Genomic DNA, 25,684 nt, shown 5'->3' with positions numbered 1-25,684 from the left:
GGGAGGCGGCGAGAATGGCCGGGTGAACGCGTTCGATCCCGCCCGCCTGCGCCCCCGGCTCCCGTCCCCCCTGGAGCCGGTCGAGGACGAGCGCTTCACCCGGCACGGCCTGACGCTGCTGCTCAAGCGGGACGACCTGATCCATCCCGACCTGCCCGGCAACAAGTGGCGCAAGCTCTCCCTCAACCTCCGCGAGGCCGCCGGGCGGCCCGTACTCACCTTCGGTGGCGCGTACTCCAACCACCTGCGGGCGACGGCCGCCGCCGGCCGGCTCCTCGGCTTCGCCACGATCGGCGTCGTGCGCGGCGACGAACTGGCCGGCCGGCCGCTCAACCCCTCGCTCGCGCGCTGCGCGGCGGACGGCATGCGGCTGGTGTACGCCGACCGCGCCACGTATCGCGCGAAGCACGAGCCCGAGGCCCTGTCCCGGCTCCTGGCGCTGGCCGACGCCCCCGAGGACGTGTACGTGGTCCCCGAGGGCGGCAGCAACGCGCTCGCCGTCCACGGCTGCGTGGAGCTCGGCCGGGAACTGGACGGGAAGGCCGACGTCGTCGCCGTCGCCTGCGGCACCGGCGGCACCCTCGCGGGCCTCGCGGCCGGCTTCGACGGCCGGACCCTGGGCGTCCCGGTCCTCAAGGGCGGCTTCCTCGCCCGCGAGGTCCGCGCCCTCCAGGAGGAGGCGTTCGGCGGGCCGCGCGGCGACTGGCGGCTCGACGAGCGCTTCCACTTCGGCGGCTACGCCCGTACGCCCCCGGAACTCGCCGCGTTCGCGCAGGAGTTCGGGACATGGCATGGATTCGCCATCGAGCGACTTTATGTCGCCAAAATGCTCTACGGGCTGACGGTCCTGGCCGGTGAGGGCGCCTTCGCCCCCGGCACCCGGATCGCCGCGGTCGTCACCGGCGCGCCGGAGCCGTCCGCGCCTCCCGAGCCGTACGCGCGCTCCGGACCTCAGCCGGTCTCCTCGCGGTAGGCCGCCGCCTCCTCCAGGTCGAGGCGGCGCAGCAGGGTGCGCATCATCTCGTCGTCGATGCGGCGGGCGTCGCGCAGCCGTACGAAGACCTCGCGCTCGGCGTCGATCATCTCCCGGGCGAGCCGTCGGTAGGTGTCGTCGGCGGTTTCCCCGGTGACCTGGTTGACCGCGCCGAGCCGCTCCCAGACGGCGTTGCGGCGCCGTTCCAGGACGGTGCGGAGCCGGTCGGCGAGGGGCTGGGGCAGGGCGTTGCGCTCGTCGGCGAGGAGGGCGTTCAGCCGTTCCTCGGCGGCCTGGGACGCCTCGCTCTGGGCCTGCGCCTCGGCGAGGGTCTCCTGGTGGCGGTCGCGTCCGGGCAGCTTCAGGACCCGGATGAGCGGCGGCAGGGTGAGGCCCTGGACGACGAGGGTGCCGATGACGGTGGTGAAGGTGAGGAAGAGGACCAGGTTGCGGGCCGGGAACGGCTCTCCGTGGGTGACGACGGGGATGGAGAAGGCGATGGCGAGCGAGACGACCCCGCGCATGCCGGCCCAGCCGACGATCAGCGGCGCCTTCCAGTCCACCCCGGGCTCCCGCTCCCTCACCCGGGCCGACATCCAGCGCGGCAGGAAGGTGGCGGGGTAGACCCAGACGAAGCGGACGACGACCACGGCCACGAAGACGCCGGCCGCGTACCAGGCGGCCTCCCCCACCCCGTACCGGCCGAGCCCCTGGACGACGTACGGGAGCTGGAGGCCGATCAGCGCGAAGACGGCGGACTCCAGGACGAAGGCGACCATCTTCCACACCGCCTCCTCCTGGAGCCGGGTGGCGAAGTCGACCTGCCAGTTCTTGTGGCCGAGGGCGAGGCCGACCACGACGACGGCGAGCACGCCGGAGGCGTGGACCTCCTCGGCGGCGGCGTAGGCGATGAAGGGGATGAGCAGGGAGAGGGTGTTCTGGAGCAGCGCCTCGCGCAGCCGGAGGCGGAGCCAGTGGATGGGGAGCATCAGGAGGAGGCCGACGCCGATGCCGCCGATCGCCGCGAGCGCGAACTCGCCGATGCCGCCCGACCAGCCGATGCCCTCGCCGACGGCGGCGGCGAGGGCGACCTTGTACGCGGTGATGGCGGTGGCGTCGTTCACCAGGGACTCGCCCTGGAGGATCGTGGTGATCCGGTTCGGCAGGCCGAGCTTGCGCGCGATGGCGGTGGCGGCGACCGCGTCCGGCGGGGCGACGACGGCGCCCAGGACCAGCGCGGCGGTCAGCGGCAGGTCGGGCACGAGGACGTACGCGAGCCAGCCCACCGCGACCGTCGCGAACAGCACGTAGCCGACGGAGAGCAGGGCGACGGGCCGGATGTTGGCGCGCAGGTCGAGGTACGAGGAGTCGACGGCGGCCGTGTAGAGCAGCGGGGGCAGGATCAGCGGCAGCACGATGTGCGGGTCGAGGGTGTAGTCGGGCACCCCGGGCACATAGGAAGCGGCGAGTCCTACGGCGACCAGGAGCAGCGGCGCCGGCACCGGGGTCCTGCGGGCGAAGCCCGCCACGGCGGCGCTCGCCGCGACCAGCGCCACCAGGTGCAGTGCGTCCATGACCGGCCCCGTCCTGTCCCGTACGTCACTCCCGTCGCAACGTAACCTGGCCATCATGAGCGAGTGTCCGCACGTTGCCGAAATGCCGCACCCAGAGCCCGCGCCGCTGCACGACACCTGTCCGGAGTGCCTGGCCGACGGGACGCACCCGGTCCAGCTCCGGCTGTGCCTCAGTTGCGGACACGTGGGCTGCTGCGACTCCTCGGCGGGGCGGCACGCGACGGCGCACTTCACCGCCACCGGACATCCGGTGATGCGGACCTTCGAACCGAACGAGCGCTGGCGCTGGTGCTTCGTGGACGGTTCGATCGTCTGACGGTTGGGTACGTCACCCCTCCGCGGGTTCGCCGCGGCCGCCGGGGTGTCCCTCGGGGCGTGTCCTTCGCGGCGGTCCTCGGGGGCGGTCCGTCCGGCCCCCGGCGACACGGCGGGACGGATCGCGATAGCGTCTCGGCGGACTGCGCAACCGACTGCGTACCGCCTGGTTCGGGGGCTTCCTCCTCGGACCCCGAAAGAGCTTGTGCCACCTTGGAGGTGAGGGTGTCCCAGATCGCAGGCGAGCCCGGGACCCAGGACTTCGTGGAAGTCCGGCTGCCCGCTGCGGGTGCCTACCTGTCCGTGCTGCGTACGGCCACGGCCGGTCTCGCGGCGCGTTTGGACTTCACCCTCGACGAGATCGAGGACCTGCGGATCGCCGTCGACGAGGCGTGCGCGATCCTGCTCCAGCAGGCCGTGCCGGGGTCGGTGCTGAGCTGCGTCTTCCGGCTGGTCGACGACTCGCTCGACGTCACGGTCTCCGCTCCGACGACGGACGGCCGGGCGCCCGAGCGGGACACCTTCGCCTGGACGGTGCTCTCGGCGCTGGCCGGGAAGGTGGAGTCGTCCGTGGCGGAGGACCGGACCGTCTCCATCAGCCTGTACAAACAGCGCGGCGCGGGGCCAGGCCCGGCGTGAGGAGCGGGGACGCGACGGCCGGCATCCCTGAGCAGCAGGCACGGCCGCATCCGGAGCCGGAGACCGGGGCGGTCCCGGTCGAGACCGGAGTCGAGGTCGCTACGGATCACGCGGAGCAGGCGGACCAGATGAGCGAGCACGAGCAGCACGAGGCGGTTCCCGTGACCCCTGCGGCCCACGGGGCCCCGGCGGGTCCGGCGGGTCAGGCCGCCCACGCCGGGCGGGACGTCCCCGGGGGCGCCGCGGTCCCCGAGACCGCCGACGCCGCCGAGGCCGCCGAGGTCGCCACGGCCACGGAGGGTGACGGGGCGCACGGGCCCTCCGGGGCGCATGAGGGCGACGGGGCGCATGAGGGCGATGAGGCTCCTGGGGCTCCGGAGGCCGCTGAGGCTCCTGAGGCGTCTGAGGTCTCTGAGGTTCCTGAGGTGCCCCACCCGCACGACCGCACCGGGGCGCGGGCGCTCTTCGTGGAGCTGCGCGGCCTTCCGGAGGGTTCGCCGGAGAAGGCGGCGCTGCGCGACCGGCTGGTGCGGATGCACCTGCCGCTGGTGGAGCACCTGGCCCGGCGCTTCCGAAACCGGGGCGAGCCGCTGGACGACCTGACGCAGGTGGCGACGATCGGCCTGATCAAGTCGGTGGACCGGTTCGACCCGGACCGCGGCGTGGAGTTCTCGACGTACGCGACCCCGACCGTGGTCGGCGAGATCAAGCGCCACTTCCGCGACAAGGGCTGGGCGGTGCGAGTGCCCCGCCGGCTCCAGGAGCTGCGGCTGTCGCTGACGACGGCGACGGCGGAGCTGTCGCAGCAGCACGGGCGCTCGCCGACGGTGCACGAGCTGGCGGAGCGGCTCGGGATCTCGGAGGAGGAGGTCCTGGAGGGCCTGGAGTCGGCGAACGCCTACTCGACGCTCTCCCTGGACGTGCCGGACACGGACGACGAGTCGCCCGCGGTCGCGGACACGCTGGGCGCGGAGGACGAGGCCCTGGAGGGGGTCGAGTACCGCGAGTCGCTCAAGCCGCTCCTGGAGGACCTGCCGCCGCGCGAGAAGCGGATCCTGCTGCTGCGCTTCTTCGGGAACATGACCCAGTCGCAGATCGCGCAGGAGGTCGGCATCTCCCAGATGCACGTCTCCCGGCTGCTGGCCCGGACCCTGGCCCAGCTCCGGGAGAAGCTCCTCGTCGAGGAGTAGCCACCGCGCGGGACGGGGGTCCGACCGGAAGGCACGGCATGGGGGTCCGGCCGCAAGGCCGGGGCCCGCCGAGCTCCCGGGGCGCCTGGCCCCCGGGGGCGCGGGGCGCCCGGCCCGCGCCCGGTCCGTGCGCCGCGCTCCCCCGCCCCGGTCCTTCTACGTGTCCTCGCCGGGGCGCCGGATGCCGAGCGCCTCGGTCGTCGACGGGCTGACCAGCAGGACCAGGCCGGTGACCGCGAGGGCCGCGAGGGCGATGCCGGCCGGGATCAGGACGCTGTTCGCCTGGAGCAGTTGCCAGGCCACCGGCAGCGCGAGGATCTGGGTGATGACCGCGGGGCCGCGACTCCAGGAGCGGCGCAGCCACAGGCCGCGGGCGGCGGCGAGGGGGATCAGGCCGAGGGCGACCAGGGTGGCGCCGCCCATGAGGCCGGAGGTCAGGTCGTCGGGGCGGTCGACGAGGACGCTCCCCAGCATGAAGAGGCCGCCCGCCACCAGGGCGAGGCCCTCGACGCCGGCCACCGCCGCCGCCGCGGTGAGCCGCCCGGGGCGCGGGGTCCGGTCCTCGGTCGTGGCGGGATCCTTACGCTCCGTGGCCACCGCACCCTCCGTACGCCCGCTCCCGCTCCTGTCCGCACTCCTCGCACTGCTCATGCAGGAAGGGTAGCCGGGGGCCGCCCGCCGACGGGTGGCCCGGGCCGGGCCAGGTCCGAGGCCAGGGCCGGGACTGGGCCGGGTACCCCCGGGTAGGTACCCTGGCGACCATGCGCGCGCTTCTCGTGGTCAACCCGGCAGCCACCACCACCAGTGCCCGCACCCGGGATGTGCTGATCCACGCGCTCGCCAGCGAGATGAAGCTGGAGGCGGTGACGACGGAGTACCGGGGCCACGCCCGTGACCTGGGGAGACGGGCCGCCGAGGCGGACGACGTCGATCTGGTGGTGGCGCTCGGCGGAGACGGCACCGTCAACGAGGTGGTCAACGGGCTGCTGCACGCGGGGCCCGATCCGGACCGGCTGCCGGGGCTCGCGGTGGTGCCGGGGGGCTCGACCAATGTGTTCGCGCGGGCGCTCGGGCTGCCGAACGACGCGGTGGAGGCGACGGGCGCGCTGCTCGACGCGCTGCGTGAGCGGCGGGCACGGACGGTGAGCCTGGGGCTCGCGTCCGGGACGCCGGGCACGGAGGACGAGGCCGTGCCGGAGCGCTGGTTCACCTTCTGCGCCGGATTCGGATTCGACGCGAGTGTGATCGGACGGGTCGAACAGCAGCGGGAGCGGGGCAAGCGTTCGACGCACGCCCTCTATCTCCGCCAGGTGGTGCGCCAGTTCCTGGGCGAGCCGAACCGGCGGCGCGGGACGATCACCCTGGAGCGGCCTGGTGAGGATCCTGTGGAGGATCTCGTCCTCTCCATAATCTGCAACACCTCTCCCTGGACCTACCTGGGGAATCGTCCGGTGTACGCGTCGCCGGAGGCGTCCTTCGAGACGGCCCTCGACGTGCTCGGACTGAGCCGGCTCTCGGCCCCCGCGGTGGCCCGGTACGCCACCCAGTTGCTCACCTCGACACCCGAACGCGGGCCGCACGGCAAGCACGCGCTGACCCTGCACGACCTGACCGACTTCACCTTGCATTCGAAGGTGCCGCTCCCTCTGCAGATGGACGGAGACCACCTGGGACTGCGAACGAGCGTGACGTTCACAGGCGTACGCCGTGCACTGCGTGTGATTGTGTGACCAGAAGGACCGAAAGTCCTTCCACTCGAACGTTTAGGCTGCCATCCACCCCCCAGAAGTACGGCTGTGACCGAGCCGACACCGAGGAATCAAAAAAAACTTTCCAGAAGGGGTTGTATCCGCTGCCGAGGTTTGCGAGTCTCTTCTTGGCGATCGGGACGGCCCGCAAGACCGGCCTCCACTGAGAGCCAGAACCCCTCCTCAAAACCCAGGACCACACCAGTTCACCTGGCAGTCGGCCCTTCCCTTGCGGGGGGATTCGTGAAAGCGTTCACATTCACAAGCACCTGCATGTAACCAAGAGAGGTAGCAGCCATGGACTGGCGTCACAACGCCGTTTGTCGTGAGGAAGACCCCGAGCTGTTCTTCCCCATCGGCAACACCGGTCCTGCGCTGCTGCAGATCGAGGAAGCCAAGGCCGTCTGCCGCCGCTGCCCCGTCATGGAGCAGTGCCTGCAGTGGGCGCTCGAGTCCGGCCAGGACTCCGGCGTCTGGGGTGGCCTCAGTGAGGACGAGCGCCGCGCGATGAAGCGCCGCGCCGCCCGCAACCGGGCGCGCAACGCCAGCGCCTGAGCCACCTGCACAGCCTGAGGCACGCGGCGCGTACATCGCGTACGCAATCACCGCTCCCCCCGAGCCGCAGCGCGCAGCAGTAACCCACAGCATTCGAGCCCCGGACCGATTCCCTTCGGTCCGGGGCTCGCTGCTGTGGAGCGGCTGTCGGAGCGGCCACGGCGCGGCTCTGGAGGGGAGGCGAACTCCCCTTGTTCTCCCCTTACTTCTGCGGGTGCACGGGGATGTCGAGGACGACCCGGGTGCCGCGCCCGGTGGCCGGCTGCATGTCGAAGCTGCCGCCGAGCTCGCCCTCGACGAGCGTCCGCACGATCTGCAGACCCAGGTTGCCGGCGCGCTGCGGGTCGAAGCCCTCGGGCAGTCCGCGGCCGTCGTCCTTGACGGTGATGAGCAGACGGGCGTCGGCGCGGGGTTCGCCGCGGACGGCGGTGACCTCGACCGTGCCCTGCTCGCCCGGCGCGAAGGCGTGCTCCAGCGCGTTCTGCAGGATCTCGGTGAGGACCATGGAGAGCGGGGTGGCGACCTCGGCGTCGAGGATGCCGAAGCGGCCGTTGCGCCGGCAGGTCACCTTGCCCGGTGAGATCTCCGCCACCATCGCGATCACCCGGTCGGCGATCTCGTCGAACTCGACCCGCTCGTCCAGGTTCTGGGACAGCGTCTCGTGCACGATGGCGATCGAACCGACGCGCCGCACCGCTTCGTTGAGGGCCTCGCGCCCCCGGTCGGAGTCCATCCGGCGGGCCTGGAGGCGCAACAGGGCGGCCACCGTCTGGAGGTTGTTCTTCACCCGGTGGTGGATCTCCCGGATGGTGGCGTCCTTGGTGATCAACTCGCGCTCGCGGCGTCGCAGTTCGGTGACGTCCCGGAGCAGGACGAGCGAACCGATGCGGGTGCCCTTGGGCTTGAGCGGGATGGCGCGGAGCTGGATCACGCCGCCGTTGCCCTCGACCTCGAACTCGCGCGGGGCGTAGCCGGAGGCCATCTTGGCCAGCGCCTCGTCCACCGGGCCGCGGGAGGGGGCGAGTTCGGCGGTGATCTGGCCGAGGTCCTGGCCGACCAGGTCGGCGGCGAGGCCGAGCCGGTGGTAGGCGGAGAGGGCGTTGGGCGAGGCGTACTGGACGACGCCGTCGGCGTCGAGCCGGATGAGTCCGTCGCCGGCCCGCGGCGAGGAGTCCATGTCCACCTGCTCCCCGGGGAAGGGGAAGGAGCCGGCGGCGATCATCTGCGCCAGGTCGGAGGCGGACTGGAGGTAGGTGAGCTCCAGGCGGGACGGGGTCCGCACGGTGAGCAGGTTGGTGTTGCGGGCGATGACGCCGAGGACGCGGCCCTCGCGGCGTACGGGGATGGACTCGACCCGGACCGGGACCTCCTCGCGCCACTCGGGATCGCCCTCGCGGACGATCCGGCCCTCGTCGAGGGCGGCGTCGAGGAGCGGGCGGCGGCCGCGCGGGACCAGGTGGCCGACCATGTCGTCCTGGTAGGAGGTGGGCCCGGTGTTCGGCCGCATCTGGGCGACGGAGACATAACGGGTGCCGTCCAGGGTGGGCACCCACAGGACGAGGTCGGCGAAGGAGAGGTCGGAGAGGAGCTGCCACTCCGACACCAGCATGTGGAGCCAGTCGAGGTCGGACTCGCTCAGGGCGGTGTGCTGGCGTACGAGGTCGTTCATGGAGGGCACGTGTGCGAGCGTACCCGCGGAATTAACGGGCGGTGAACCTGGATCTCCGGGCCTCCGTGTTGGAGGATGGGCCCGGTACGACCGCTGTCGCATGGATGGACAGACGAGAATGGTCTAGTCCACAATGCTTTCCATAGAGCCTCCATCCTCCCCGCACAGGAGGATGGAACGAGGTACCCGGCGCTCTCTGCCCTGACTGCGCCGAGACCTCCCACACGGCCGAGGGACCGCACACCCCCGGCCGGGCAACTCCGGGCTGCGGTGCCGGACGGGTTGAGGGTCCCGTCGGGCGCCGCGGCCCGCGGGTGTTTCCGGGGCCGCTCAGGCCCCGGACGGTGCTCCGACCCCGGGCCAGGCGCGCATCGCCGCCTCCGCCACGGCCGTCAGCTCCTCCTTCGTCGCCCCGTCGCGGGCCTGCTGGGACATGCCCTGGAGGACCGCGCCGCTGAAGCGGGCGAGGGCCCGGGGGTCGGTGCCGGCGGGGAGCTCGCCGGAGGCGACGTCCCGGCGGATGCGCTCCTCGAAGAAGGCCAGGTTCGCGTTGCGCCGGTCCCGCAGGGCGTCCTCGACCTCGGGGGTCGAGCAGTTCAGCGCGGCGGCGATCACCAGGCAGCCGCGGGGGTGGGCCGGGTCGGTGTACTCCCCCGCCGCCTCGCGGAGCATCCGGCCGACGGCGGCGCGGGCGGTCGGCTCCTCATCGAAGGCGCGCCGGCCGAAGGCTCCGTACGTCTCCACATAGCCCGCGACGACCTCGTCGAACAGCGTCTTCTTGTCACCGAAGGCCGCGTAGAGGCTGGGTGCGCTGATGCCCATGGCGCGGGTGAGGTCGGAGACCGAGGTGGTCTCGTACCCGTGCTCCCAGAAGGCCATCATCGCCTGCTCCAGGGCCGTCGGGCGGTCGAAGGAGCGGGGGCGGCCGCGCTGCTTGGTGGTCATGCCGCCAATTCTATAGCGCGCGCTACGAAAGCTTGGTACGGTTCTTTTCGTAACGACCGCTACACAAGTGAGGGGGGCGTCGTCATGGGCGTGCTCAAGGGGAAGACGGCACTGGTCACGGGCGGCAGCCGGGGCATCGGGCGGGGGATCGCCGAGCGCCTGGGCCGGGACGGCGCGCGGGTCGCCGTGCACTACGGGACCAACGAGGCGGCGGCGAAGGAGACGGTCGCCGCGATCGAGGCGGCGGGCGGCGAGGCGTTCGCGCTCGGGCAGGAGCTGGGGGTGCCGGGGGACGTGGAGGCGCTGTGGGCGGCCTTCGACGCCCACGCCGACGGCCTGGACATCCTCGTGAACAACGCGGGGATCGCGGCCACGGCCCCCTTCGCCACGATCGGCGAGGAGGAGTACGAGCGGATCTTCGCGGTCAACACCAAGGCGCCGTTCTTCCTGGCCCAGCGGGGTGCGGAGCGGCTGCGCGACGGGGGCCGGATCGTGAACGTGTCGACCGGGCTCACGCACGCGGCGGCGATGCCGGACCTCATCGCGTACGCGATGTCGAAGAGCGCGCTCGACGTGTTCACGCGCTATCTGTCGAAGGTGCTGGGCCCCCGCGGGATCACGGTCAACGCGGTGGCGCCGGGCATCGTGGACACGGACATCAACGCGGGCTGGCTACGGGGGAACGAGGAGGCGTGGGCCGGGGCGGCGGCGATGTCGGCCCTGGGGAGGGTCGGCGCCCCGGAGGACATAGCCGACGTGGTGGCCTTCCTGGCCTCCCATGACGGGCGCTGGGTGACCGGGCAGTGGATCGACGCGTCGGGCGGTTCGCTGGACTGACGAAGGGGCGCCACGGCGCGGTGCCGATGGGGTTCGAGTGGCTGGGGAGGCGGGTGCGGCCGACGATGGGAGGGGCCCGTCCCGCGGGGCGGAAGGGCATGGGCGGACGGCCCTCGCTCTGCTAGATTTGAGTCTCGATTGGTCTATACCACCAGGCTCCTTTCCAGCCCCTCACCAGATCGGCAGGCACAGCGTGGAAGTTGTCATCGTCAAGGACGCCAAGGCGGGCGGCGAGCTCATCGCGGACGGCATCGCCGACCTCCTGCGCCGCAAGCCGGACGCGCTGCTCGGCGTGGCCACCGGATCGACCCCGCTGCCCATCTACGACGCCCTGATCGCCCGGGTCGAGGCCGGCTCCGTGGACGCCTCGCGCGCCCGCATCGCCCAGCTCGACGAGTACGTGGGCCTGCCCGCCGGGCACCCCGAGTCCTACCGCTCGACGGTGCTGCGCCAGGTCGTCGAGCCGCTCGGGCTCTCCCAGGACGCCTTCATGGGCCCCGACGGCTCGGCCGAGGACGTCCAGGCGGCCTGCGATGCCTACGACAAGGCGCTGGCCGAGGCCGGCGGCGTGGACCTCCAGATCCTGGGCATCGGCACCGACGGCCACATCGGCTTCAACGAGCCCTGCTCCTCCCTCGCCTCCCGCACCCGGATCAAGACGCTCACCGAACAGACCCGCGTGGACAACGCTCGCTTCTTCGACAACGACATAGAGCAGGTGCCGCACCACGTCATCACCCAGGGCATCGGCACCATCCTGGAGGCGCGCCACCTCGTCCTGCTCGCCACCGGCGAGGGCAAGGCCGAGGCCGTGGCGCAGACCGTCGAGGGCCCGGTGGCCGCGCTCGTGCCGGCCTCGGCGCTCCAGTTGCACCCGCACGCGACGGTGGTCGTCGACGAGGCCGCCGCGTCCAAGCTGAAGCTCGCGGACTACTTCCGCCACACCTTCGCGAACAAGCCCGCCTGGCAGGGCATCTGAGCTCCGCCCGTGGAGCCGCCCGCACGGGGCGCACGCGAAGGGCCCGGCACCTGGTTCAGGTGCCGGGCCCCTCTCGCACAGCGGGCGGGACTCAGCGGGCGTGGCTCAGCGAACGGCTCAGCGGGCGCCCGCGATGACCTCGGCGGCGGCCCGGCCGCAGACCCGGGCGGCGCCGTGGGTGGCGATGTGCAGGGCCCCGCGGGGCGAGGACTCGTTGAGGCCCATCTCCACCACCACGGTGTCCGGGCGGGCCGCGAGGAGGGCGTCCAGGGCCCCGGTCATCCACGGGTGCCGGTGGGCGTCGCGGACGACGGCGACCACGCGCCGCTCCCCGGCGGCGGCCAGGACGTCGGCGGCCGTGGCGTCCGCCCCGTACGCGCCGGTGGTGGTGCCCGGGAGCAGGCGCTCCAGTTCGGCGGCGATGCCCCACGGCGTCTCGTCGCCGACCGCGAAATTGGCGACGGGGGTGAAGGAGGCCACGTAGGGCGCGCCGGTCATCGGCGGGTACGGCCGCTCGCCCGGGGTCACCGCCAGGGCCCGGCGGGCGGCGACGAGTCCGACCTCGGTGCCGGGCGCGGTCCCCTCCTGTGACGCCGCGCCCGGCCCCGATACAGCCCCCCTGACCCGGTGCGCCTGGGTCCAGGACGCCAGCGCGCGGACGCGCGCCGCGGCGTCGGCCAGCCGCTCCTCGGGCAGTTCACCGGTCCGTACCGCGTTCACCAGCGCGTCGCGCAGGCGCAGTACGGTGTCCTCGTCGGCCAGCCCGCCGCCGACGCAGATGGCGTCGGCGCCCGCGGCGATCGCGAGGACGGATCCGCGCTCGATGCCGTACGTCGACGAGATGGCCTGCATCTCCATCCCGTCGGTGACGATCAGGCCCTCGAAGCCCAGCTCCCGGCGCAGCAGACCGGTGAGGATCTGCGGGCTGAGGGTGGCCGGACGGTCGGGGTCGAGTGCGGAGAGCAGGATATGCGCGCTCATGACGGCTTTGGAACCCGCGGCGATGGCGGCGCGGAAAGGTGCCAGCTCACGGGCGTGCAGTGTGGCGAGGTCCACATCGATCCGGGGCAGCGCGTGGTGCGAGTCCACGTTGGTGTCGCCGTGCCCGGGGAAGTGCTTGGTGCAGGCGGCGACGCCCACCGCCTGGAGCCCGTCGACGTAGGCCACGGTGTGCCGGGCGACCAGGTCGGGGTCGGCGCCGAAGGAGCGGACGCCGATGACCGGGTTGTCGGGGTTGGAGTTGACGTCGGCGGACGGCGCCCAGTTGAGGTCGACTCCGCAGGCGGCGAGCCGGCGGCCGAGCTCGCGGGCGACGGCCCGGGTGAGTTCGACGTCGTCGACGCTGCCGAGGGCGTAGTTGCCGGGGAAGGAGGAGCCCTCGTTGACTTCGAGGCGGGTGACGTCGCCGCCCTCCTCGTCGATGGCGACCAGGACGTCGTCCCGTTCGGCGCGCAGCCGTGCGGTGAGGGCGGCGAGCTGCTCGGGGGCCACGATGTTGCGGCCGAAGAGGCCGACGGAGGACAGCCCCTCGCCGATCCGGCGGAGCAGCCAGTCGGGGGCGGTGGTGCCGACGAAGCCGGGCTGGAGGACGGTGAGCGCGTCTCGCGTCAGGGTGTCCGAGCCGGTTGCGAGTGTGGTCATGGGGCGGTCGTCATCCCTTCACTGCGCCGGCCGTCAGACCCGCGGCCATCTTGCGCTGGACGAGGAGGAAGAGGATCACGATGGGGACGGCCATCATGGTCGAGCCGGCCATCATCGGGGCGTACTCGGTGCCGTTCTTGGTGATGAAGTTGGACAGCCAGACGGTGGCCGTCTGGTTCTGCTGGCTCATCAGCATCAGGGCGTACAGGTACTCGTTCCAGGCTTGGATGAAGCCGTAGACCGAGGTGGCGACCATGCCCGGGGCGAGCAGCGGGAAGACGACCCGGATGAAGGCGCCGGTGGGGGTGCAGCCGTCGACCTGGGCGGCCTCCTCCAGCTCCTTGGGGATGTTGACGATGAAGCCGCGCAGCGTCCACACCGTGAAGGGCAGGATGAAGGTCAGGTAGGTGATGATCAGGCCGGTGAGCTTGTCGTACTGCCCGAGGTCGTTGAGGAGCAGGAAGACCGGGATGATCATCGCGACCAGCGGGACCATCTGGACGGCGAGGATGCCGACGATGACGATCTTGCGGCCGCGGAAGGCGAAGCGGGAGATCGCGAGCGCGGCGAGCAGGCCGACCGCGATGCCGATGACGACCACGACGGCCGAGACGACGAGGCTGCGGGTGACCGGGCCCCAGAAGTCCGCGATGTCCAGGGCGCGCCCGAAGTTCTCGAGCGTGAAGGTGGACGGGAAGAAGTGCGGGTTCGGGTCGATCGCGTCCTTGGCCGGCTTGAAGGCCGTGTTGAGCATCCAGTAGACCGGGAAGCCGGCGGTGACGACGACCAGCAGACCGAGCAGGTTCCAGCCGAGCTTGGACGTGCGCGGCTTGCGCGGTTTGCGCGGCTGCGGGCGGGAGGTGACGGCGCTCACTCCACATCTCCGATCTTGAGCATCTGGCGCATGTAGACCGCGACGACGCCGAGCAGCAGCAGGACCGTGACGAGCGCGATCGCGGAGCCGGTGCCGTAGTCGTTGACGACGAACGCCTTGTCGAAGGAGTACGTGGTGAGCAGTTGGAACTCGGCCTCGGGGTGGCCGTTGCGCATCACGTAGACCTGCGGGAAGACACCCATGTCCCAGATCACCGAGAGCGTCGTCAGCATGACGATGATCGGCTTGAGGATGGGCAGGGTGACGTAGCGGAAGACGCCCCAGGCTCCGGCGCCGTCGAGGCGGGCGGCCTCTTCGAGCTCCTTGGGGACCTGGGTGAGGCCGGCGCTCAGGGTGATGACCACGAAGGGCACGGCGCCCCAGACCACCAAGAGCATGATCACGGCCAGGCCCTGGGGGCCGCTGGCGAACCAGTTGTGGCCGATCATGTCGACGCCGGGGAGGCGGCTGAGCAGCCAGTTGAGCACGCCGTAGTCGGCGTCGAAGATCCACTTGAAGATGGCGGTGGCGACGATGATGGGCATGCCCCAGCTCGCCACGAGCACGATGCTGATCAGCACCTTGACCCAGGTCGAGACGCGCTGGAGGAGCAGCGCGATCGCCATGCCGAGCACCATGGTGACGATCACGGCGCCGGCCGCGAAGAGCACGGTCCGCAGGACGACGGTCCAGAACTCCGCGTCGCCGAGGATCCTGGTGAAGTTCTCCAGGCCGGCCGACTCGGGCTCCTGGAAGCCCCAGAGCTGCGGCTGGCCGAACTTCTGGAACGAGAGGGCGACCAGGCGTACGAACGGATAGCCGAGCACCAGCAGGAGCACGAGCAGGCAGGGCGCGAGGAGCAGCCATGGGAGCCCGGCCCCGCCCTTGGACTTCCCGCTGCGTGGCGCGGGCGTACCGGCTCCGGAGCCGGGTGGTGGCGATTGCCGCACCGGCGGCACCTTCGCGGTGGTTGTGTCTGCGGCACTCATCCCGTGCTCCTCAGCGGTCCCTCTCGTGGTACGGGCCGCGGGGCCCCGTCAGGTGACGGGGCCCCGCGCGTCAGGTCACTTGGTGTTGATGACCTTGTCGATCGCGGCGTCGGCGTCCTTGGCCGCCTGCTCGACCGACTTCTTGCCGTTGGCGATCTCGATGAGCATCGTCTTGAGGATCTGGGCCTTCTCGACCTGGCCCCAGCCGGGGGCGGTCGGGACGAACCAGCTCGACTCGGCCGCGGTCGCCGGGACGGCGGTGGACGGGTCGTTCTTCAGCGGGGCGAGGTCCGCCTTGTTGTTGGGCAGGTTGCCCTTGGCGACGAGGCCCTTCTGGCCCTCGGCGCCGGTGAAGGCGGCGATCCACTCGGCGGCGACGCCCTGCGCCTTGGACTTGACCGGGATGGCCAGGTCCGAGCCGCCGAGGAAGACCGGGAGGTTCTTGCCGGACGGGCCGGGCATGACGAAGTTCTCGAGCTTGTCCTTGAGCCCGCCGACCTTGTCGGTCTTCGGGTCGGCGGCGGTGGCGCCCTCCCAGCCGGCGGCGAACATCGTCGCGGAGTTGCCCTGGCCGAAGACGACGGGACGGTCGGACTCGTCCTTCGTCTTGTCGCCGTGCATGTACTTGTCGAGGATGGTCTTGTACGCGGTGAGGCCCTTGAGGGACTCGGGCGAGGAGAGGTTGGCCTTCCAGGTCTCGCCGTCCTGCTTGGCGATCGAGCCGCCCGCGTCGAAGACGAAGGACATCGCGGCGTACCAGTCCGGCGACGGCTGGTACCAGGCGCTGAACTTGTCGCCCTTCTTCTTCTGGATGGCGTCGAGCGCGGCGGTCAGCTCGGCCCAGGTCTTCGGGGCGGCCTTGACGCCCGCCTCGGCGGCGATGTCCTTGCGCCAGGTGCCCACGCGGCCACCGGCGTAGTAGGGGACGCCGTAGGTCTTGCCGTTGTAGGTGACCGAGTCCTTGAGGGCGTCGAGCCACTTGTCGGAGTTCTCGAACTTCGACGGGTCGACCTCGGCGAAGGCGCCCTTGGCCATGTAGCTGATCATCTCGGAGTTGCCCATCTCGACAACGTCCGGGGCCTTGTCGGTCGCGAGCACCGCGTCGAGCTTGGTGTTCTTGTCCGGCCAGCCGTAGTACTCGTGCTTGATCTTGATGCCCGGGTGCTTCTTGGCGACCGCGTCGTCGGCGGCCTTGACCAGCTCGGGCCAGTTGTTCTGGGCGTCGACCGTCAGCCAGACGGTGAGCTCCTTGGCCTCGCCGCCGGCGTTGTCGCCGCCCTTGTCGGAGCCCCCGCACGCCGCGATCGAAACCATCATGCCCGCGACGCCGATCGCCGCGATGAGCTTGCGCTTCACGCCACCCTCCTCAGGGATGCCTGCTCCCCCTGCCCACCGCGCGAAGACATACGTCGAGTAGTGCTCGTGGGGCTGGGACCTGGCCTTTAATGGTGTAGACCAGTACCGGGAGCTTGGCCTAGACCTTTAGGGGTGTCAAGGGTGTATAAGAAGGGCAGTCGGGTCCGTTATCGGACCGACACCTGAGGGAGGGCGACGACCCGTGACCGGTCCGTGCCACCATGTGAGCCGCGACAGACGGAGGAGCCGGTGACGGCAGCAGCACAGGAGTCGGGAAGGCAGGCCATGGCCACGGACGCGGGCAGCACGGAGACAGAGGGCGGCGCAGCCACCCGTACCGCGCGCGTGCCCAAGTACTACCGACTGAAGCGGCACTTGCTCGACATGACGGAGACCCTGCCGCCCGGCACGCCGGTCCCGCCCGAGCGCACCCTCGCCGCCGAGTTCGACACCTCGCGCACCACCGTGCGCCAGGCCCTGCAGGAACTGGTCGTCGAGGGCCGCCTGGAGCGGATCCAGGGCAAGGGCACCTTCGTGGCCAAGCCCAAGGTCTCCCAGGCCCTCCAGCTCACCTCGTACACCGAGGACATGCGGGCCCAGGGCCTGGAGCCGACCTCGCAACTGCTCGACATCGGCTACGTCACCGCCGACGACACCCTCGCCGGGCTGCTCGACATCTCCCCCGGCGGGCGGGTGCTGCGCATCGAGCGGCTGCGTCTGGCCAGCGGCGAGCCGATGGCCATCGAGACCACCCACCTGTCCGCCAAGCGCTTCCCGGCGCTGCGGCGTTCGCTGGTGAAGTACACCTCGCTCTACACCGCGCTCGCCGAGGTGTACGACGTCCATCTCGCCGAGGCCGAGGAGACCATCGAGACCTCGCTCGCCACCCCGCGCGAGGCCGGCCTGCTCGGCACGGACGTGGGCCTGCCGATGCTGATGCTCTCCCGGCACTCGCTCGACGCCCAGGGCGAACCGGTCGAATGGGTGCGTTCGGTCTACCGCGGCGACCGCTACAAGTTCGTGGCCCGCCTCCAGCGCCCCAACGGCTGACGTCGCGGCGTCCGGAGCGGCCGCGGCCGGCCGCCGAGAACGGCCGCGAGGGCCCGGCACCCGCCGGGAAGGGCGAGGTGCCGGGCCCTCGTGTCAGCGCCGCGCGCGCCGACGGCGCACGGCGAGGACCGTCGCGCCGAGCACGGCCAGCGGTGTCCACGCCATCACCAGCGGCGCGGGCGCGCGGCCCGCGACCAGCTCGGCGACGATGCCGAGAGCGCCGACCACCGCGTAGAACACGAGGATCCACTGCAGGCGGCGCACCGCGCGTCGCTTCAGCCGGTCCCTGCTCATGCTCATCGGTCGGTCACGCCCTCCGGTCACCTCGCGCCGACTGCGGTGCCCTCGTCCGTCGGCGGCGGCGCCGCCTCGGTGCCGGCCGGTGCGGTGCCGCCCGGTGCGGCTGCGGCCTCGGCCGCCTTGGACGGTCCGTCCCCGTCGACGTAGTAGTCGGCGGTGAGGGTGCCGTCGATCCCGTCGGCGACCCGCGCCGCGCGCAGCAGCCAGGTGGCGGCCACCGCGACGACGATGTTGACGGCCACCGCGAGCAGTCCCGCGTAGACGGTGTACGAGGTGGACAGGCCCAGCTTCTCCAGCGGGAAGGCGGAGCCGGCGAAGTGCTTCTTGCCGGTGGCCGGGTTGGAGATGTTGTAGAGCATCGTCAGACCGGCGACGAGTCCGGCCAGCAGGCCCGCGGTGAGCGCGTGCCGGTGGAACCAGCGCGTGTACAGGCCGAGGCCCACGGCGGGCAGCGTCTGCAGGATCAGCACACCGCCAATGAGCTGGAGGTCGACGGAGAACTGCGGGTCCAGGAAGACGATGACCACGACCGCGCCGACCTTCACGAGCAGCGAGACGATCTTGGAGACGCGCGCCTCGTCGGCGTCCGTGGCCCCCGGCTTGAAGAACTCCCGGTAGATGTTGCGGGTGAAGAGATTGCCGGCCGCGATGGACATGATGGCCGCGGGCACCAGAGCGCCGATGCCGATGGCGGCGTACGCCACACCCGCGAACCAGTCCGGGAAGACGGTGTCGAACAACTGGGGCACGACGGTGTTCGCGTTGGGCTTGCCGTTCTCGCCCGTCAGCGGCGTCACCCCGGCCGCGATCGCCATGTAGCCGAGCAGCGCGATCAGTCCGAGCAGCAGGCTGTAGACCGGCAGCGCGGCCATGTTCTTCTTGATCGCCTTGCGGCCCTGCGAGGCGAGGATGCCGGTCACCATGTGCGGATAGAGGAACAGCGCGAGCGCCGATCCCAGCGCGATCGTCATGTACTGGAGCTGGCCGCCGCCGGAGAGCAGCAGACCGTCGGCGGGGTTGGGCGATTCCCCGAACTTCTCCTCCGCCGCACCGAAGATGCTCCCCCATCCGCCGAGCTTGGGCGGGATGTAGATCACCGCGACGATGATGACCAGGTACGTCAGGATGTCCTTGACGAACGCGATCAGCGCCGGGGCCCGCAGACCGGAGTGGTACGTGTAGGCGGCGAGCACGAGGAAGGCCACCGTGATCGGCCAGTGCCCGGCGATGCCCATCGAGCGCAGCACCGCCTCGATGCCCACCAACTGGAGGGCGATGTACGGCATGGTGGCGACGATGCCGGTGATCGCGACGAGCAGCGCGAGCAGCCGCGAGCCGTGCCGGACGCGTACGAAGTCGGCCGGCGTGACCAGGCCGTGCCGGTGGGAGACCGACCACAGGCGCAGTAGCACCAGGAAGACCAGCGGGTAGACGACGACCGTGTAGGGCAGGGCGAAGAAGCCCACGGCCCCGGCGCCGAACAGCAGGGCCGGGATGGCGACGAAGGTGTACGCCGTGTACAGGTCGCCGCCGATCAGGAACCAGGTGATCCAGGGGCCGAAGCTGCGGCCGCCCAGGCCCCACTCGTCCAGCGAGGCCAGCTCCTTGGGCCTGCGCCACCGGGAGGCGGCGAAGCCCATGACGCTCACCAGGAGGAACAGCGAGACGAAGACGGTGATCTCGGTGATGTGCTCGCTCATCTCTTCCCCTTGGTGAGCTGGTAGACGGCGGTGGTCGCCGCCATGCTCAGCACGCCGAAGACGAGCTGGATCCAGTAGAAGGCGGGGAAGCCGAACAGACGCGGCTCATCGAAGTTGTACAGGAACGGGATCAGCGGAACCACGACGGCGACCAGCAGGATCCAGTGCCACCGACTGCGCTCCGACGGGGGCGCGACGGTCGTGTCTTCCTTTTCCGGCGTTGACAAGAACTCTTCCTCTCCACGACTTCATCCCACGACGACCAGTGCGATGAGAGCCAGGTTCAATACCGTGATCACCACGGTGGCCCCGTACGCGGCCACCGTGGTGATCCGGCGGTTGACCAACTCCCCCATGAGGTCGGCCCGACGCGCGAAGCCGGCCAGCGGCCACAGCGCGAACGGGATGCCGAAGCTGAGGACCACTTGGGAGAGTACGAGTGCGAAGCCGGGCTCGACCCCGGTGGCGAGCACCGCGAAGGCGGGCACCAGAGTGACCCCGCGACGGACCATGACCGAGGTACGGCGGCCCAGGAAGCCCTCGAAGATGACCGCGCCCGCGTAGTTGCCCACGGCCGTGGAGGCGAACCCCGAGGCGAGCAGCGCCAGGGCGAAGATCACCGCCAGGGGCGTGCCCAGTTCGCGGGCGAAGCCGTCGTAGGCGCCCTGCAGGCTCTCCGCGTCCTTGGGCGTCAGCGTGGCGGCCGCGGCCACCAGCATCGACAGGTTGACGAGTCCGGCGAGCCCCATGGCGATGACGATGTCGAGCCGGGTGGCGCTCACCAGGGAGCGCCGCCGCGCGGGGTCCCGGAGCGCGGCGCCGTGGCGGTCGCGTACCAGGGCACCGTGCAGGTATATCGCGTGCGGCATCACGGTGGCGCCCAGGATGCCGACGGCGAGCAGCAGGGTGTCGGTGCCGGCCAGGCGCGGGACGACACCGGCCGCCAGTGCGCCGAGGTCGGGTCCGGACACGATCGCGCTGTAGCAGAACCCGCCGACGACCACGAGCAGCATCCCCGCGATCACGGCCTGGAAGCGCTGGTAGCCGCCGCGTTGCTGGAGGGCCAGGACGATCCACGAGACCAGGCCGGTGACCGCGCCGCCCAGGATCAGCGGCATGTCGAAGAGCAGGCCGAGGGCGACCGCGCCACCGATCAGCTCCGCGAGATCGGTGGCGACGGCGACCAGTTCCGCCTGGGCCCACAGGCCGAGGGCCACGGGGCGGCGGAACCGTGTTCTGCACAGCTCCGCGAGGGTGGCGCCGGTGGCGATGGTGACCTTCGCCGCGAGGTACTGCACGAGCATCGCGATGACGTTCGCCACCACCACGACCCAGACGAGCAGGTAGGCGTAGCGGCCGCCCGACGTCACGTTCGTGGCGACGTTCCCCGGGTCGACGTAGGCCACGGCCGCGACGAAGGCGGGCCCGAGCAGCAGCAGCGGCGAGGGGGCCCCCGGCGTGCGGGGCCGGGCGGCCTCCCCGACCGACTCACCCTTGTGCCTCATGGTTTGACGACACCGATCCAGAGCGCCAGCGTGACGACGGCCACGGCGGTGGAGACGACGACCGCGGCCGCTGCCTCCTGCACGTAGGTACGGGCCTGCTGGGCCAGCACATAGGCCGTCGCCGCGTTGGGCATGGCGGCGAGGATGACGCTCGCGGCGGCCCACAGCGGAGGCATCGGGAACACCACGGTGACGAGGAACAGCGCCAGCAGGGGCATGCCCACGGTCTTGACGGCGACCGCGAAGCCCACCTCGGCCACGCCGACCGACCCGTCCCGCATCCCGCTCACCGCCTTGCGCAGCGTCAGGCCCACCGCGAACAGGGCGCCCGGCGCGGCCGCGCCGCCCAGCAGATCGATCGTGTCGTGCACCGGCCGGGCCAGGCCCAGGCCCGAGAGCGAGAAGGCGAGTCCCGCGACCACCGACAGGAAGACGGGGTTGAGCAGGACCTTCTTGGCGATCTCCCGCCCGATGGCGGGCCGGTCGGTGCTCAGCATGGCGCCCGGGCCGTCCTTGCGCGGCGCCTTGGCGTCGAGCAGGGTGTGGACGGCCGGATAGCAGACCATGTTGAACATGTTGTGGATCAACTGGCCGATGGCGGCGGGGAGTGCCGCCTGCGGCCCGAGGGCCGCGAGCAGCAGGGGCACTCCCATGTACGCGACGTTCCCGTAGCCCGCCATCAGCCCGAGGGTGAAGGCGACCTTGGTGTCCCGCCGGAAGATCCCGCGGGCACCCGCCATGGCGACGAGATAGGACACCACGATCGACACCAGCGCCACCGCGACGAACTGCCAGGGGACGCCCTCGGACAGGTCCGCCTTCGCCACCGCGAGGAAGAGCAGGGCCGGCAGGGCGATCCAGTAGACGAAGTCGTTGACCGCCTGTGCCGTGTTTCCTTGGAACACCCTGAACGCGCTCGCGCCGTAGCCGATCGCCACGATGGCGAACAGCGGCACGATCGCGTTCAGGATCGCGCTCAGTTCCACTGGGTCATCAGCCCTCGGACCTGACCACGGCCTTGGCGCGGGCCGTCGCCACGTCGGTGGCGGAGCCCTGCTCCTGGAGGACCTCGAGGGCGGTGGTCTGGACGTCGTCGAGCCGGACGAAGTCCGCGTAGAACTCGTGGACCTGGCGGACGAGTTCCTCGAACTGGGCGCGCTTGCGCTCGTAGAGGTCCTTCTCCATGTAGCCCTTGATCCGGTCGCAGACCGCGGCGAGGAATTTCTCGTCCGTGACGATCTCCTCGGGCATTCCGGCGTTCCCGAGGATCTGTCCGACGGTCACCGGGAAGAGGCCGATCGGGTTGAGGAAGTACTCGACCTCGCGGGTCACGCCGAGATAGTCGGGCACGTTGACGATGCCGGCGTTCTCGGTCTGGGTGAGGAGACCGCTGATCGGACGGTAGACGTTGGGCAGGGCCATGAAGACCCGCTCCGCCAGGTGCGCGACCTCGGAGAGCTTCTTGCTGTCGAGGGTGCGGCCGCCGACGGTGATCCGGCGGTCGGCGAAGATGTGGCTCATCACCTCGACGTTGGCGAGGCCGGCCCGGTTGCCGAAGCCCGCGACGCCGCCCTCGACCATGCTGAAGCCGTTGAAGACGGAGGCGAGGGAATTGGCGAGGCCGAGGCCGATGTCGTCGTGGGCGTGGAGGTAGAAGGTCACGTCCGGGTTGTCGCGGACCAGGTTGGCCGCGAGGATTCCGGTGGCGTGCGGCAGCAGCGTGCCGATGGAGTCGTTGACGCGCACCAGGTTGATGCCGAGCCGGCGCACCCGCTCGATCTGCTCGTTGATGAACGCATAGCGCTCTTCGTCGATCTCGTGCGAGAAGGCGTTGAGAATGCTGGACCGGAAAGAGCCGACGCCGATGCTGGTCAGCTTCTCGTGAGCACGCTCGAGGAGTCGCTCCTCCTGCTTGTACTCGACCATTCCGAGTGAGACCTGGATGCGCGAGAGGTATTCACGCGGCACGACCTTGAGCGCCTCGGAGAGCGGCTCCCAGGTCTTGAGGGTCAGATTGAAGACGAACTGGGTGTCCTCCGGTATGCGCCCGAGGAGGTACTTCGAATCGAGAACGCGTCGCAGAAAGGCCGGCTCGGTGAGTCCGGAGCCCAGGTCGATATCGCGGATTCCCGCGTTCGCCAGCGCCTCGATCAACTGTAACTTGAGGTCGTCGTCAGCACCGAAGAGAGCCCTTTCGCCGCCCTCTCGCATGGTTTCGTCGGAAAGTCCCGTGAGGTTGAAGTCGGAGTATCGCGGCTGGTGGTCGGCGGGCATCTGCAGAGCCATGAACGAGGTTCCCCTTCGTGAGGTCGCGCTGCGTTTCCATCCACTGAGCTGAGCCTTCGGAACCGGCCCGGCACCGAAGGTTTTCCGCCATACAGATCTCACTTTTTGTCCGGCGAAGTTCTCGCCGCCGATGGAAGCTAACGATCCCGCTCTCGGCCAGTCAACCCCCTTCCCGGCATGCGAACGACCCTCACGGAAAACCCTCTTGACAAACCTCGCCCCCTACGTAAAGGGCCGAAGTCGCAGGCAGTGCGGGCGGACAAAGTGATCATTCGGTGTGAGCGCTTGCGCTACGCACCGGTAACCTGCCAAATTTCGTCCACCTGTACGCACATCACAGAGAGAATTGGAGCCGCGGAAATGTCCGCTCCGCCCGAAAACGGAAATCCGGCACCCACGTTCACGGTGAGACGTCTCTTGGCCATCTTCTGCCTGGCCGCCCCGTTCGCCGGGATCCTCTGGGTGAGTTCGTACGCGCGCATCACGCCGACCCTGCTCGGCATCCCGTTCTTCTACTGGTATCAGATGCTCTGGATTCCGGTCGCCGCCGGGCTCACCGCACTCGCCCTCGTCCTGCTGCGCCGTGACCGGCGGACCGACAGCGAAGGAACGCCGCGATGAACCAAGGCATCAACGGAGTCGCCCTCGCCGTTTTCGGATTGCTCTTCGCTCTCGTAACGGTCATGGGTTTCCTGGCGGCCCGCTGGCGCCGCGTGGAGAACGCGAACAACCTCGACGAGTGGGGCCTGGGCGGGCGGAGCTTCGGCACCTGGATCACCTGGTTCCTGCTCGGCGGCGACCTCTACACCGCGTACACCTTCGTCGCCATTCCGGCGGCCATCTACGCGGCCGGGGCGGCCGGCTTCTTCGCCATCCCGTACTCGATCCTCGCCTTCCCGGTGGCCTTCGTCTTCCTGCCGCGCCTGTGGTCCGTCTCCCACCGCAAGGGCTATGTGACCGCGTCCGACTTCGTGCGCGGGCGCTTCGGCTCCAAGGGCCTCTCGCTGGCCGTCGCGCTCACCGGCATCCTCGCCACGATGCCGTACGTCGCCCTCCAGTTGGTGGGCATCCAGGCGGTCCTGGACGTCATGGGCGTCGGCGGCGACGCGCACACCCACTGGTTCGTCAAGGACCTGCCCCTGCTGATCGCCTTCGGCGTGCTGGCCGCCTACACCTACTCGTCCGGGCTTCGCGCGCCGGCACTGATCGCCTTCGTGAAGGACGTGCTCATCTACGTCGTCATCGTGGTCGCGGTCATCTACATCCCCATCAAGCTCGGCGGCTTCGCCGAGATCTTCGACAAGGCGGAGGCCGCCTTCAGCCAGCCCAACCCCGCGACCGGCAAGCCCCGCGGCCAGTTGGTGACCGCACCGCAGAGCCAGTGGGCCTACGCCACCCTGGCGCTGGGCTCGGCGCTCGCGCTGTTCATGTATCCGCACTCCATCACGGCCACCCTCTCTTCGCGCGGGCGCGAGGTGATCCGCCGCAACGCCACCATCCTGCCGCTGTACTCGGTGCTCCTCGGCTTCCTCGCCCTGCTCGGCTTCATGGCGATCGCCGCCGGCGTCAGCGTGACCAACCCCCAGCTCGCGATCCCCCAGCTCTTCGAGGACATGTTCCCCGGCTGGTTCGCCGGCCTGGCCTTCGCCGCCATCGGCATCGGCGCCCTGGTCCCGGCCGCCATCATGTCCATCGGCGCGGCGAACCTGTTCACGCGCAACGTCTACAAGGACTTCCTCAAGCCGGACGCCACCCCCGAGCAGGAGCACAAGGTCTCCAAGATCGCCTCGCTCCTGGTGAAGGTCGGCGCCCTGGTCTTCATCCTCACCATGGACAAGTCCGTCGCGATCAACTTCCAGCTCCTCGGCGGGATCTGGATGCTCCAGACCATGCCCGCACTCGTGCTCGGCCTGTTCACCCGCTGGTTCCACCGCTGGGCGCTGGTGGCGGGCTGGGCCGCCGGCATGATCTACGGCACGGTGGCGGCGTACGGAGTCGCCAGCCCGACCCAGAAGCACTTCGGCGGCTCCTCCGCCGCGATCCCGGGCATCGGCGAGATCGGCTACATCGGCCTCACCGCCTTCGTCCTCAACCTCCTCGTCACCGTCGTCCTCACCGTCGTCCTCAAGGCCGTCAAGGCCCCCGAGGGCGTCGACGAGACGGAGCCCGGGGACTACACCGCCGACGCGGGCGACAAGGGCGTCGTGACCGAGCTGCCGAAGGTGGGCGCCGGACACTGACCGGAGCGCACGGCCGGGCCGTACGACACAAGTCGTCACAACAGTTGGGTCGTACGACACAACATGTGGGGGGTGCCACGAGCGGCGCCCCCCACATGTATGCTCGTGCTCGCTGTCGCCGCAGGGGAATCCGGTGGAAATCCGGAACTGTCCCGCAACGGTGTACTTCGTGCGCTTCCGTACGAGGCGAGTCCGAATACCTGCCGACAGTGCGCCCGGTCCTTCCGTCCGGGTGCCACAGACGTCCGGGCCTCGCGGAGTGGGCCGGTGGACGCGTGCCGCCGTGCCCACGGCCGCCCGCCTTCCGCCCTCCCCCCGT

At 70.6% G+C, this 25,684-nt stretch carries 25 protein-coding genes and 1 riboswitch; of the genes, 11 read left to right on the top strand and 14 right to left on the bottom strand.

What is annotated here, in order from left to right; genetic code table 11:
• Positions 1 to 22 precede the first annotated feature (22 nt).
• Entirely contained in the window at positions 23 to 973 is a 951-nt protein-coding gene (locus ABZ135_RS30290) for a pyridoxal-phosphate dependent enzyme (protein WP_356700100.1), read from the top strand.
• On the opposite strand, the gene ABZ135_RS30285 is transcribed toward ABZ135_RS30290, so the two are convergent.
• Positions 952 to 2,547 (bottom strand): Na+/H+ antiporter, encoded by a 1,596-nt coding sequence (locus ABZ135_RS30285; protein ID WP_356700098.1) that lies wholly within the window; start codon positions 2,545 to 2,547, stop codon positions 952 to 954. The two genes, ABZ135_RS30290 and ABZ135_RS30285, sit on opposite strands and share 22 nt — an antisense overlap.
• 55 nt (positions 2,548 to 2,602) lie before the next feature.
• Here ABZ135_RS30285 and ABZ135_RS30280 point away from each other — a divergent pair, with 55 nt between their 5' ends.
• From ABZ135_RS30280 to ABZ135_RS30270, 3 genes are all read left to right on the top strand, one after another.
• Positions 2,603 to 2,863, top strand: coding sequence for a UBP-type zinc finger domain-containing protein (locus ABZ135_RS30280; RefSeq protein WP_356700096.1), 261 nt, complete (start codon positions 2,603 to 2,605; stop codon positions 2,861 to 2,863).
• Positions 2,864 to 3,087: 224 nt separating this feature from the next.
• Positions 3,088 to 3,501: an anti-sigma regulatory factor gene (locus ABZ135_RS30275; protein ID WP_015036094.1), complete on the top strand. Its 414-nt coding sequence runs from the start codon at positions 3,088 to 3,090 to the stop codon at positions 3,499 to 3,501.
• A complete protein-coding gene (locus ABZ135_RS30270; protein WP_356700094.1) occupies positions 3,498 to 4,691 on the top strand; it encodes an RNA polymerase sigma factor SigF in 1,194 nt (397 codons plus the stop codon). The genes ABZ135_RS30275 and ABZ135_RS30270 overlap by 4 nt, the downstream gene beginning before the upstream one ends.
• A gap of 156 nt (positions 4,692 to 4,847) precedes the next feature.
• Here ABZ135_RS30270 and ABZ135_RS30265 read toward each other — a convergent pair whose 3' ends face one another.
• A complete protein-coding gene (locus ABZ135_RS30265; RefSeq protein ID WP_356700092.1) occupies positions 4,848 to 5,288 on the bottom strand; it encodes a hypothetical protein in 441 nt (146 codons plus the stop codon).
• Positions 5,289 to 5,452: 164 nt separating this feature from the next.
• Between ABZ135_RS30265 and ABZ135_RS30260 the strand changes: the two genes are divergently transcribed.
• Both ABZ135_RS30260 and ABZ135_RS30255 read left to right on the top strand, forming a co-directional pair.
• A complete protein-coding gene (locus ABZ135_RS30260) occupies positions 5,453 to 6,421 on the top strand; it encodes a diacylglycerol kinase family protein (protein ID WP_356700091.1) in 969 nt (322 codons plus the stop codon).
• A gap of 315 nt (positions 6,422 to 6,736) precedes the next feature.
• Complete coding sequence (locus ABZ135_RS30255; protein ID WP_003953983.1) at positions 6,737 to 6,994, top strand: WhiB family transcriptional regulator; 258 nt, start codon at positions 6,737 to 6,739, stop codon at positions 6,992 to 6,994.
• A gap of 202 nt (positions 6,995 to 7,196) precedes the next feature.
• Here the strand turns inward: ABZ135_RS30255 and ABZ135_RS30250 are convergent, their stop codons facing one another.
• Positions 7,197 to 8,663 (bottom strand): PAS domain-containing sensor histidine kinase, encoded by a 1,467-nt coding sequence (locus ABZ135_RS30250; RefSeq protein ID WP_356700131.1) that lies wholly within the window; start codon positions 8,661 to 8,663, stop codon positions 7,197 to 7,199.
• 330 nt (positions 8,664 to 8,993) lie between these two features.
• Positions 8,994 to 9,608 carry a TetR/AcrR family transcriptional regulator gene (locus ABZ135_RS30245; RefSeq protein ID WP_356700089.1) on the bottom strand — a complete coding sequence of 205 codons (615 nt, stop codon included), beginning with the start codon at positions 9,606 to 9,608 and terminating at the stop codon, positions 8,994 to 8,996.
• Positions 9,609 to 9,692: 84 nt separating this feature from the next.
• Between ABZ135_RS30245 and ABZ135_RS30240 the strand changes: the two genes are divergently transcribed.
• A complete protein-coding gene (locus tag ABZ135_RS30240; RefSeq protein WP_356700087.1) occupies positions 9,693 to 10,445 on the top strand; it encodes an SDR family oxidoreductase in 753 nt (250 codons plus the stop codon).
• 193 nt (positions 10,446 to 10,638) lie between these two features.
• Positions 10,639 to 11,424: a glucosamine-6-phosphate deaminase gene (gene nagB, locus ABZ135_RS30235; protein ID WP_356700085.1), complete on the top strand. Its 786-nt coding sequence runs from the start codon at positions 10,639 to 10,641 to the stop codon at positions 11,422 to 11,424.
• 117 nt (positions 11,425 to 11,541) lie between these two features.
• Here the strand turns inward: nagB and ABZ135_RS30230 are convergent, their stop codons facing one another.
• The 4 genes from ABZ135_RS30230 to ABZ135_RS30215 all read right to left on the bottom strand — a co-directional run bounded on the left by ABZ135_RS30230 (position 11,542) and on the right by ABZ135_RS30215 (position 16,284).
• Positions 11,542 to 13,065: a glycoside hydrolase family 3 protein gene (locus ABZ135_RS30230; protein WP_356700083.1), complete on the bottom strand. Its 1,524-nt coding sequence runs from the start codon at positions 13,063 to 13,065 to the stop codon at positions 11,542 to 11,544.
• A 10-nt stretch (positions 13,066 to 13,075) separates the two neighbouring features.
• Positions 13,076 to 13,939, bottom strand: a complete 864-nt coding sequence (locus ABZ135_RS30225; RefSeq protein ID WP_356700081.1) for a carbohydrate ABC transporter permease — start codon at positions 13,937 to 13,939, stop codon at positions 13,076 to 13,078.
• Entirely contained in the window at positions 13,936 to 14,928 is a 993-nt protein-coding gene (locus ABZ135_RS30220; RefSeq protein ID WP_356700079.1) for a sugar ABC transporter permease, read from the bottom strand. The genes ABZ135_RS30225 and ABZ135_RS30220 overlap by 4 nt, the downstream gene beginning before the upstream one ends.
• Before the next feature lie 75 nt (positions 14,929 to 15,003).
• Positions 15,004 to 16,284 carry an extracellular solute-binding protein gene (locus tag ABZ135_RS30215; RefSeq protein WP_356700077.1) on the bottom strand — a complete coding sequence of 427 codons (1,281 nt, stop codon included), beginning with the start codon at positions 16,282 to 16,284 and terminating at the stop codon, positions 15,004 to 15,006.
• 285 nt (positions 16,285 to 16,569) lie between these two features.
• Between ABZ135_RS30215 and ABZ135_RS30210 the strand changes: the two genes are divergently transcribed.
• Complete coding sequence (locus ABZ135_RS30210) at positions 16,570 to 17,334, top strand: GntR family transcriptional regulator (RefSeq protein ID WP_345492086.1); 765 nt, start codon at positions 16,570 to 16,572, stop codon at positions 17,332 to 17,334.
• Positions 17,335 to 17,427: 93 nt separating this feature from the next.
• Here ABZ135_RS30210 and ABZ135_RS30205 read toward each other — a convergent pair whose 3' ends face one another.
• Genes ABZ135_RS30205 through ABZ135_RS30180 form a run of 6 tightly spaced genes read right to left on the bottom strand, consistent with a single transcriptional unit; the run spans position 17,428 to position 23,125 of the window.
• The gene (locus ABZ135_RS30205; RefSeq protein WP_356700076.1) at positions 17,428 to 17,634 is read right to left on the bottom strand and encodes a hypothetical protein; all 207 of its coding nucleotides are present in this window, start codon (positions 17,632 to 17,634) and stop codon (positions 17,428 to 17,430) included.
• Between the two features lie 20 nt (positions 17,635 to 17,654).
• Positions 17,655 to 19,334, bottom strand: coding sequence for a monocarboxylate uptake permease MctP (mctP, locus tag ABZ135_RS30200; RefSeq protein ID WP_356700074.1), 1,680 nt, complete (start codon positions 19,332 to 19,334; stop codon positions 17,655 to 17,657).
• Complete coding sequence (locus tag ABZ135_RS30195; protein ID WP_356700072.1) at positions 19,331 to 19,561, bottom strand: DUF3311 domain-containing protein; 231 nt, start codon at positions 19,559 to 19,561, stop codon at positions 19,331 to 19,333. Before ABZ135_RS30195 ends, mctP (ABZ135_RS30200) begins: the two co-directional genes overlap by 4 nt.
• Positions 19,562 to 19,582: 21 nt before the next feature.
• Entirely contained in the window at positions 19,583 to 20,839 is a 1,257-nt protein-coding gene (locus ABZ135_RS30190; RefSeq protein ID WP_356700070.1) for an Nramp family divalent metal transporter, read from the bottom strand.
• Positions 20,836 to 21,825 (bottom strand): AEC family transporter, encoded by a 990-nt coding sequence (locus ABZ135_RS30185; RefSeq protein ID WP_356700068.1) that lies wholly within the window; start codon positions 21,823 to 21,825, stop codon positions 20,836 to 20,838. The genes ABZ135_RS30190 and ABZ135_RS30185 overlap by 4 nt, the downstream gene beginning before the upstream one ends.
• 7 nt (positions 21,826 to 21,832) lie before the next feature.
• Positions 21,833 to 23,125 (bottom strand): hypothetical protein, encoded by a 1,293-nt coding sequence (locus tag ABZ135_RS30180; RefSeq protein ID WP_356700066.1) that lies wholly within the window; start codon positions 23,123 to 23,125, stop codon positions 21,833 to 21,835.
• Between the two features lie 405 nt (positions 23,126 to 23,530).
• Here ABZ135_RS30180 and ABZ135_RS30175 point away from each other — a divergent pair, with 405 nt between their 5' ends.
• Positions 23,531 to 23,746 (top strand): DUF3311 domain-containing protein, encoded by a 216-nt coding sequence (locus tag ABZ135_RS30175; protein WP_345485731.1) that lies wholly within the window; start codon positions 23,531 to 23,533, stop codon positions 23,744 to 23,746.
• Positions 23,743 to 25,365 (top strand): monocarboxylate uptake permease MctP, encoded by a 1,623-nt coding sequence (gene mctP / locus ABZ135_RS30170; protein ID WP_356700064.1) that lies wholly within the window; start codon positions 23,743 to 23,745, stop codon positions 25,363 to 25,365. Before ABZ135_RS30175 ends, mctP (ABZ135_RS30170) begins: the two co-directional genes overlap by 4 nt.
• A gap of 86 nt (positions 25,366 to 25,451) precedes the next feature.
• A riboswitch (cobalamin riboswitch) is annotated at positions 25,452 to 25,588 on the top strand.
• Positions 25,589 to 25,684 lie beyond the last annotated feature (96 nt).

Source organism: Streptomyces sp. NPDC006339 (genome assembly GCF_040612775.1).
Classification (GTDB): Bacteria; Actinomycetota; Actinomycetes; order Streptomycetales; family Streptomycetaceae; genus Streptomyces.
This window is presented reverse-complemented; position numbering and strand designations above follow the sequence as displayed.

What these genes read in the sequence shown, in the direction of transcription:
- ABZ135_RS30245 (WP_356700089.1), bottom strand. Translation starts at nt 9,608, where the DNA reads ATGACCACCAAGCAGCGCGGCCGCCCCCGCTCCTTCGACCGCCCGACG.
- ABZ135_RS30230 (WP_356700083.1), bottom strand. Translation starts at nt 13,065, where the DNA reads ATGACCACACTCGCAACCGGCTCGGACACCCTGACGCGAGACGCGCTC.
- ABZ135_RS30280 (WP_356700096.1), top strand. Translation starts at nt 2,603, where the DNA reads ATGAGCGAGTGTCCGCACGTTGCCGAAATGCCGCACCCAGAGCCCGCG.
- ABZ135_RS30190 (WP_356700070.1), bottom strand. Translation starts at nt 20,839, where the DNA reads ATGAGGCACAAGGGTGAGTCGGTCGGGGAGGCCGCCCGGCCCCGCACG.
- ABZ135_RS30220 (WP_356700079.1), bottom strand. Translation starts at nt 14,928, where the DNA reads ATGAGTGCCGCAGACACAACCACCGCGAAGGTGCCGCCGGTGCGGCAA.
- ABZ135_RS30255 (WP_003953983.1), top strand. Translation starts at nt 6,737, where the DNA reads ATGGACTGGCGTCACAACGCCGTTTGTCGTGAGGAAGACCCCGAGCTG.
- ABZ135_RS30285 (WP_356700098.1), bottom strand. Translation starts at nt 2,547, where the DNA reads ATGGACGCACTGCACCTGGTGGCGCTGGTCGCGGCGAGCGCCGCCGTG.
- ABZ135_RS30240 (WP_356700087.1), top strand. Translation starts at nt 9,693, where the DNA reads ATGGGCGTGCTCAAGGGGAAGACGGCACTGGTCACGGGCGGCAGCCGG.
- ABZ135_RS30260 (WP_356700091.1), top strand. Translation starts at nt 5,453, where the DNA reads ATGCGCGCGCTTCTCGTGGTCAACCCGGCAGCCACCACCACCAGTGCC.
- ABZ135_RS30250 (WP_356700131.1), bottom strand. Translation starts at nt 8,663, where the DNA reads ATGAACGACCTCGTACGCCAGCACACCGCCCTGAGCGAGTCCGACCTC.
- ABZ135_RS30180 (WP_356700066.1), bottom strand. Translation starts at nt 23,125, where the DNA reads ATGGCTCTGCAGATGCCCGCCGACCACCAGCCGCGATACTCCGACTTC.
- ABZ135_RS30205 (WP_356700076.1), bottom strand. Translation starts at nt 17,634, where the DNA reads ATGAGCATGAGCAGGGACCGGCTGAAGCGACGCGCGGTGCGCCGCCTG.
- mctP (WP_356700074.1), bottom strand. Translation starts at nt 19,334, where the DNA reads ATGAGCGAGCACATCACCGAGATCACCGTCTTCGTCTCGCTGTTCCTC.
- mctP (WP_356700064.1), top strand. Translation starts at nt 23,743, where the DNA reads ATGAACCAAGGCATCAACGGAGTCGCCCTCGCCGTTTTCGGATTGCTC.
- ABZ135_RS30210 (WP_345492086.1), top strand. Translation starts at nt 16,570, where the DNA reads ATGGCCACGGACGCGGGCAGCACGGAGACAGAGGGCGGCGCAGCCACC.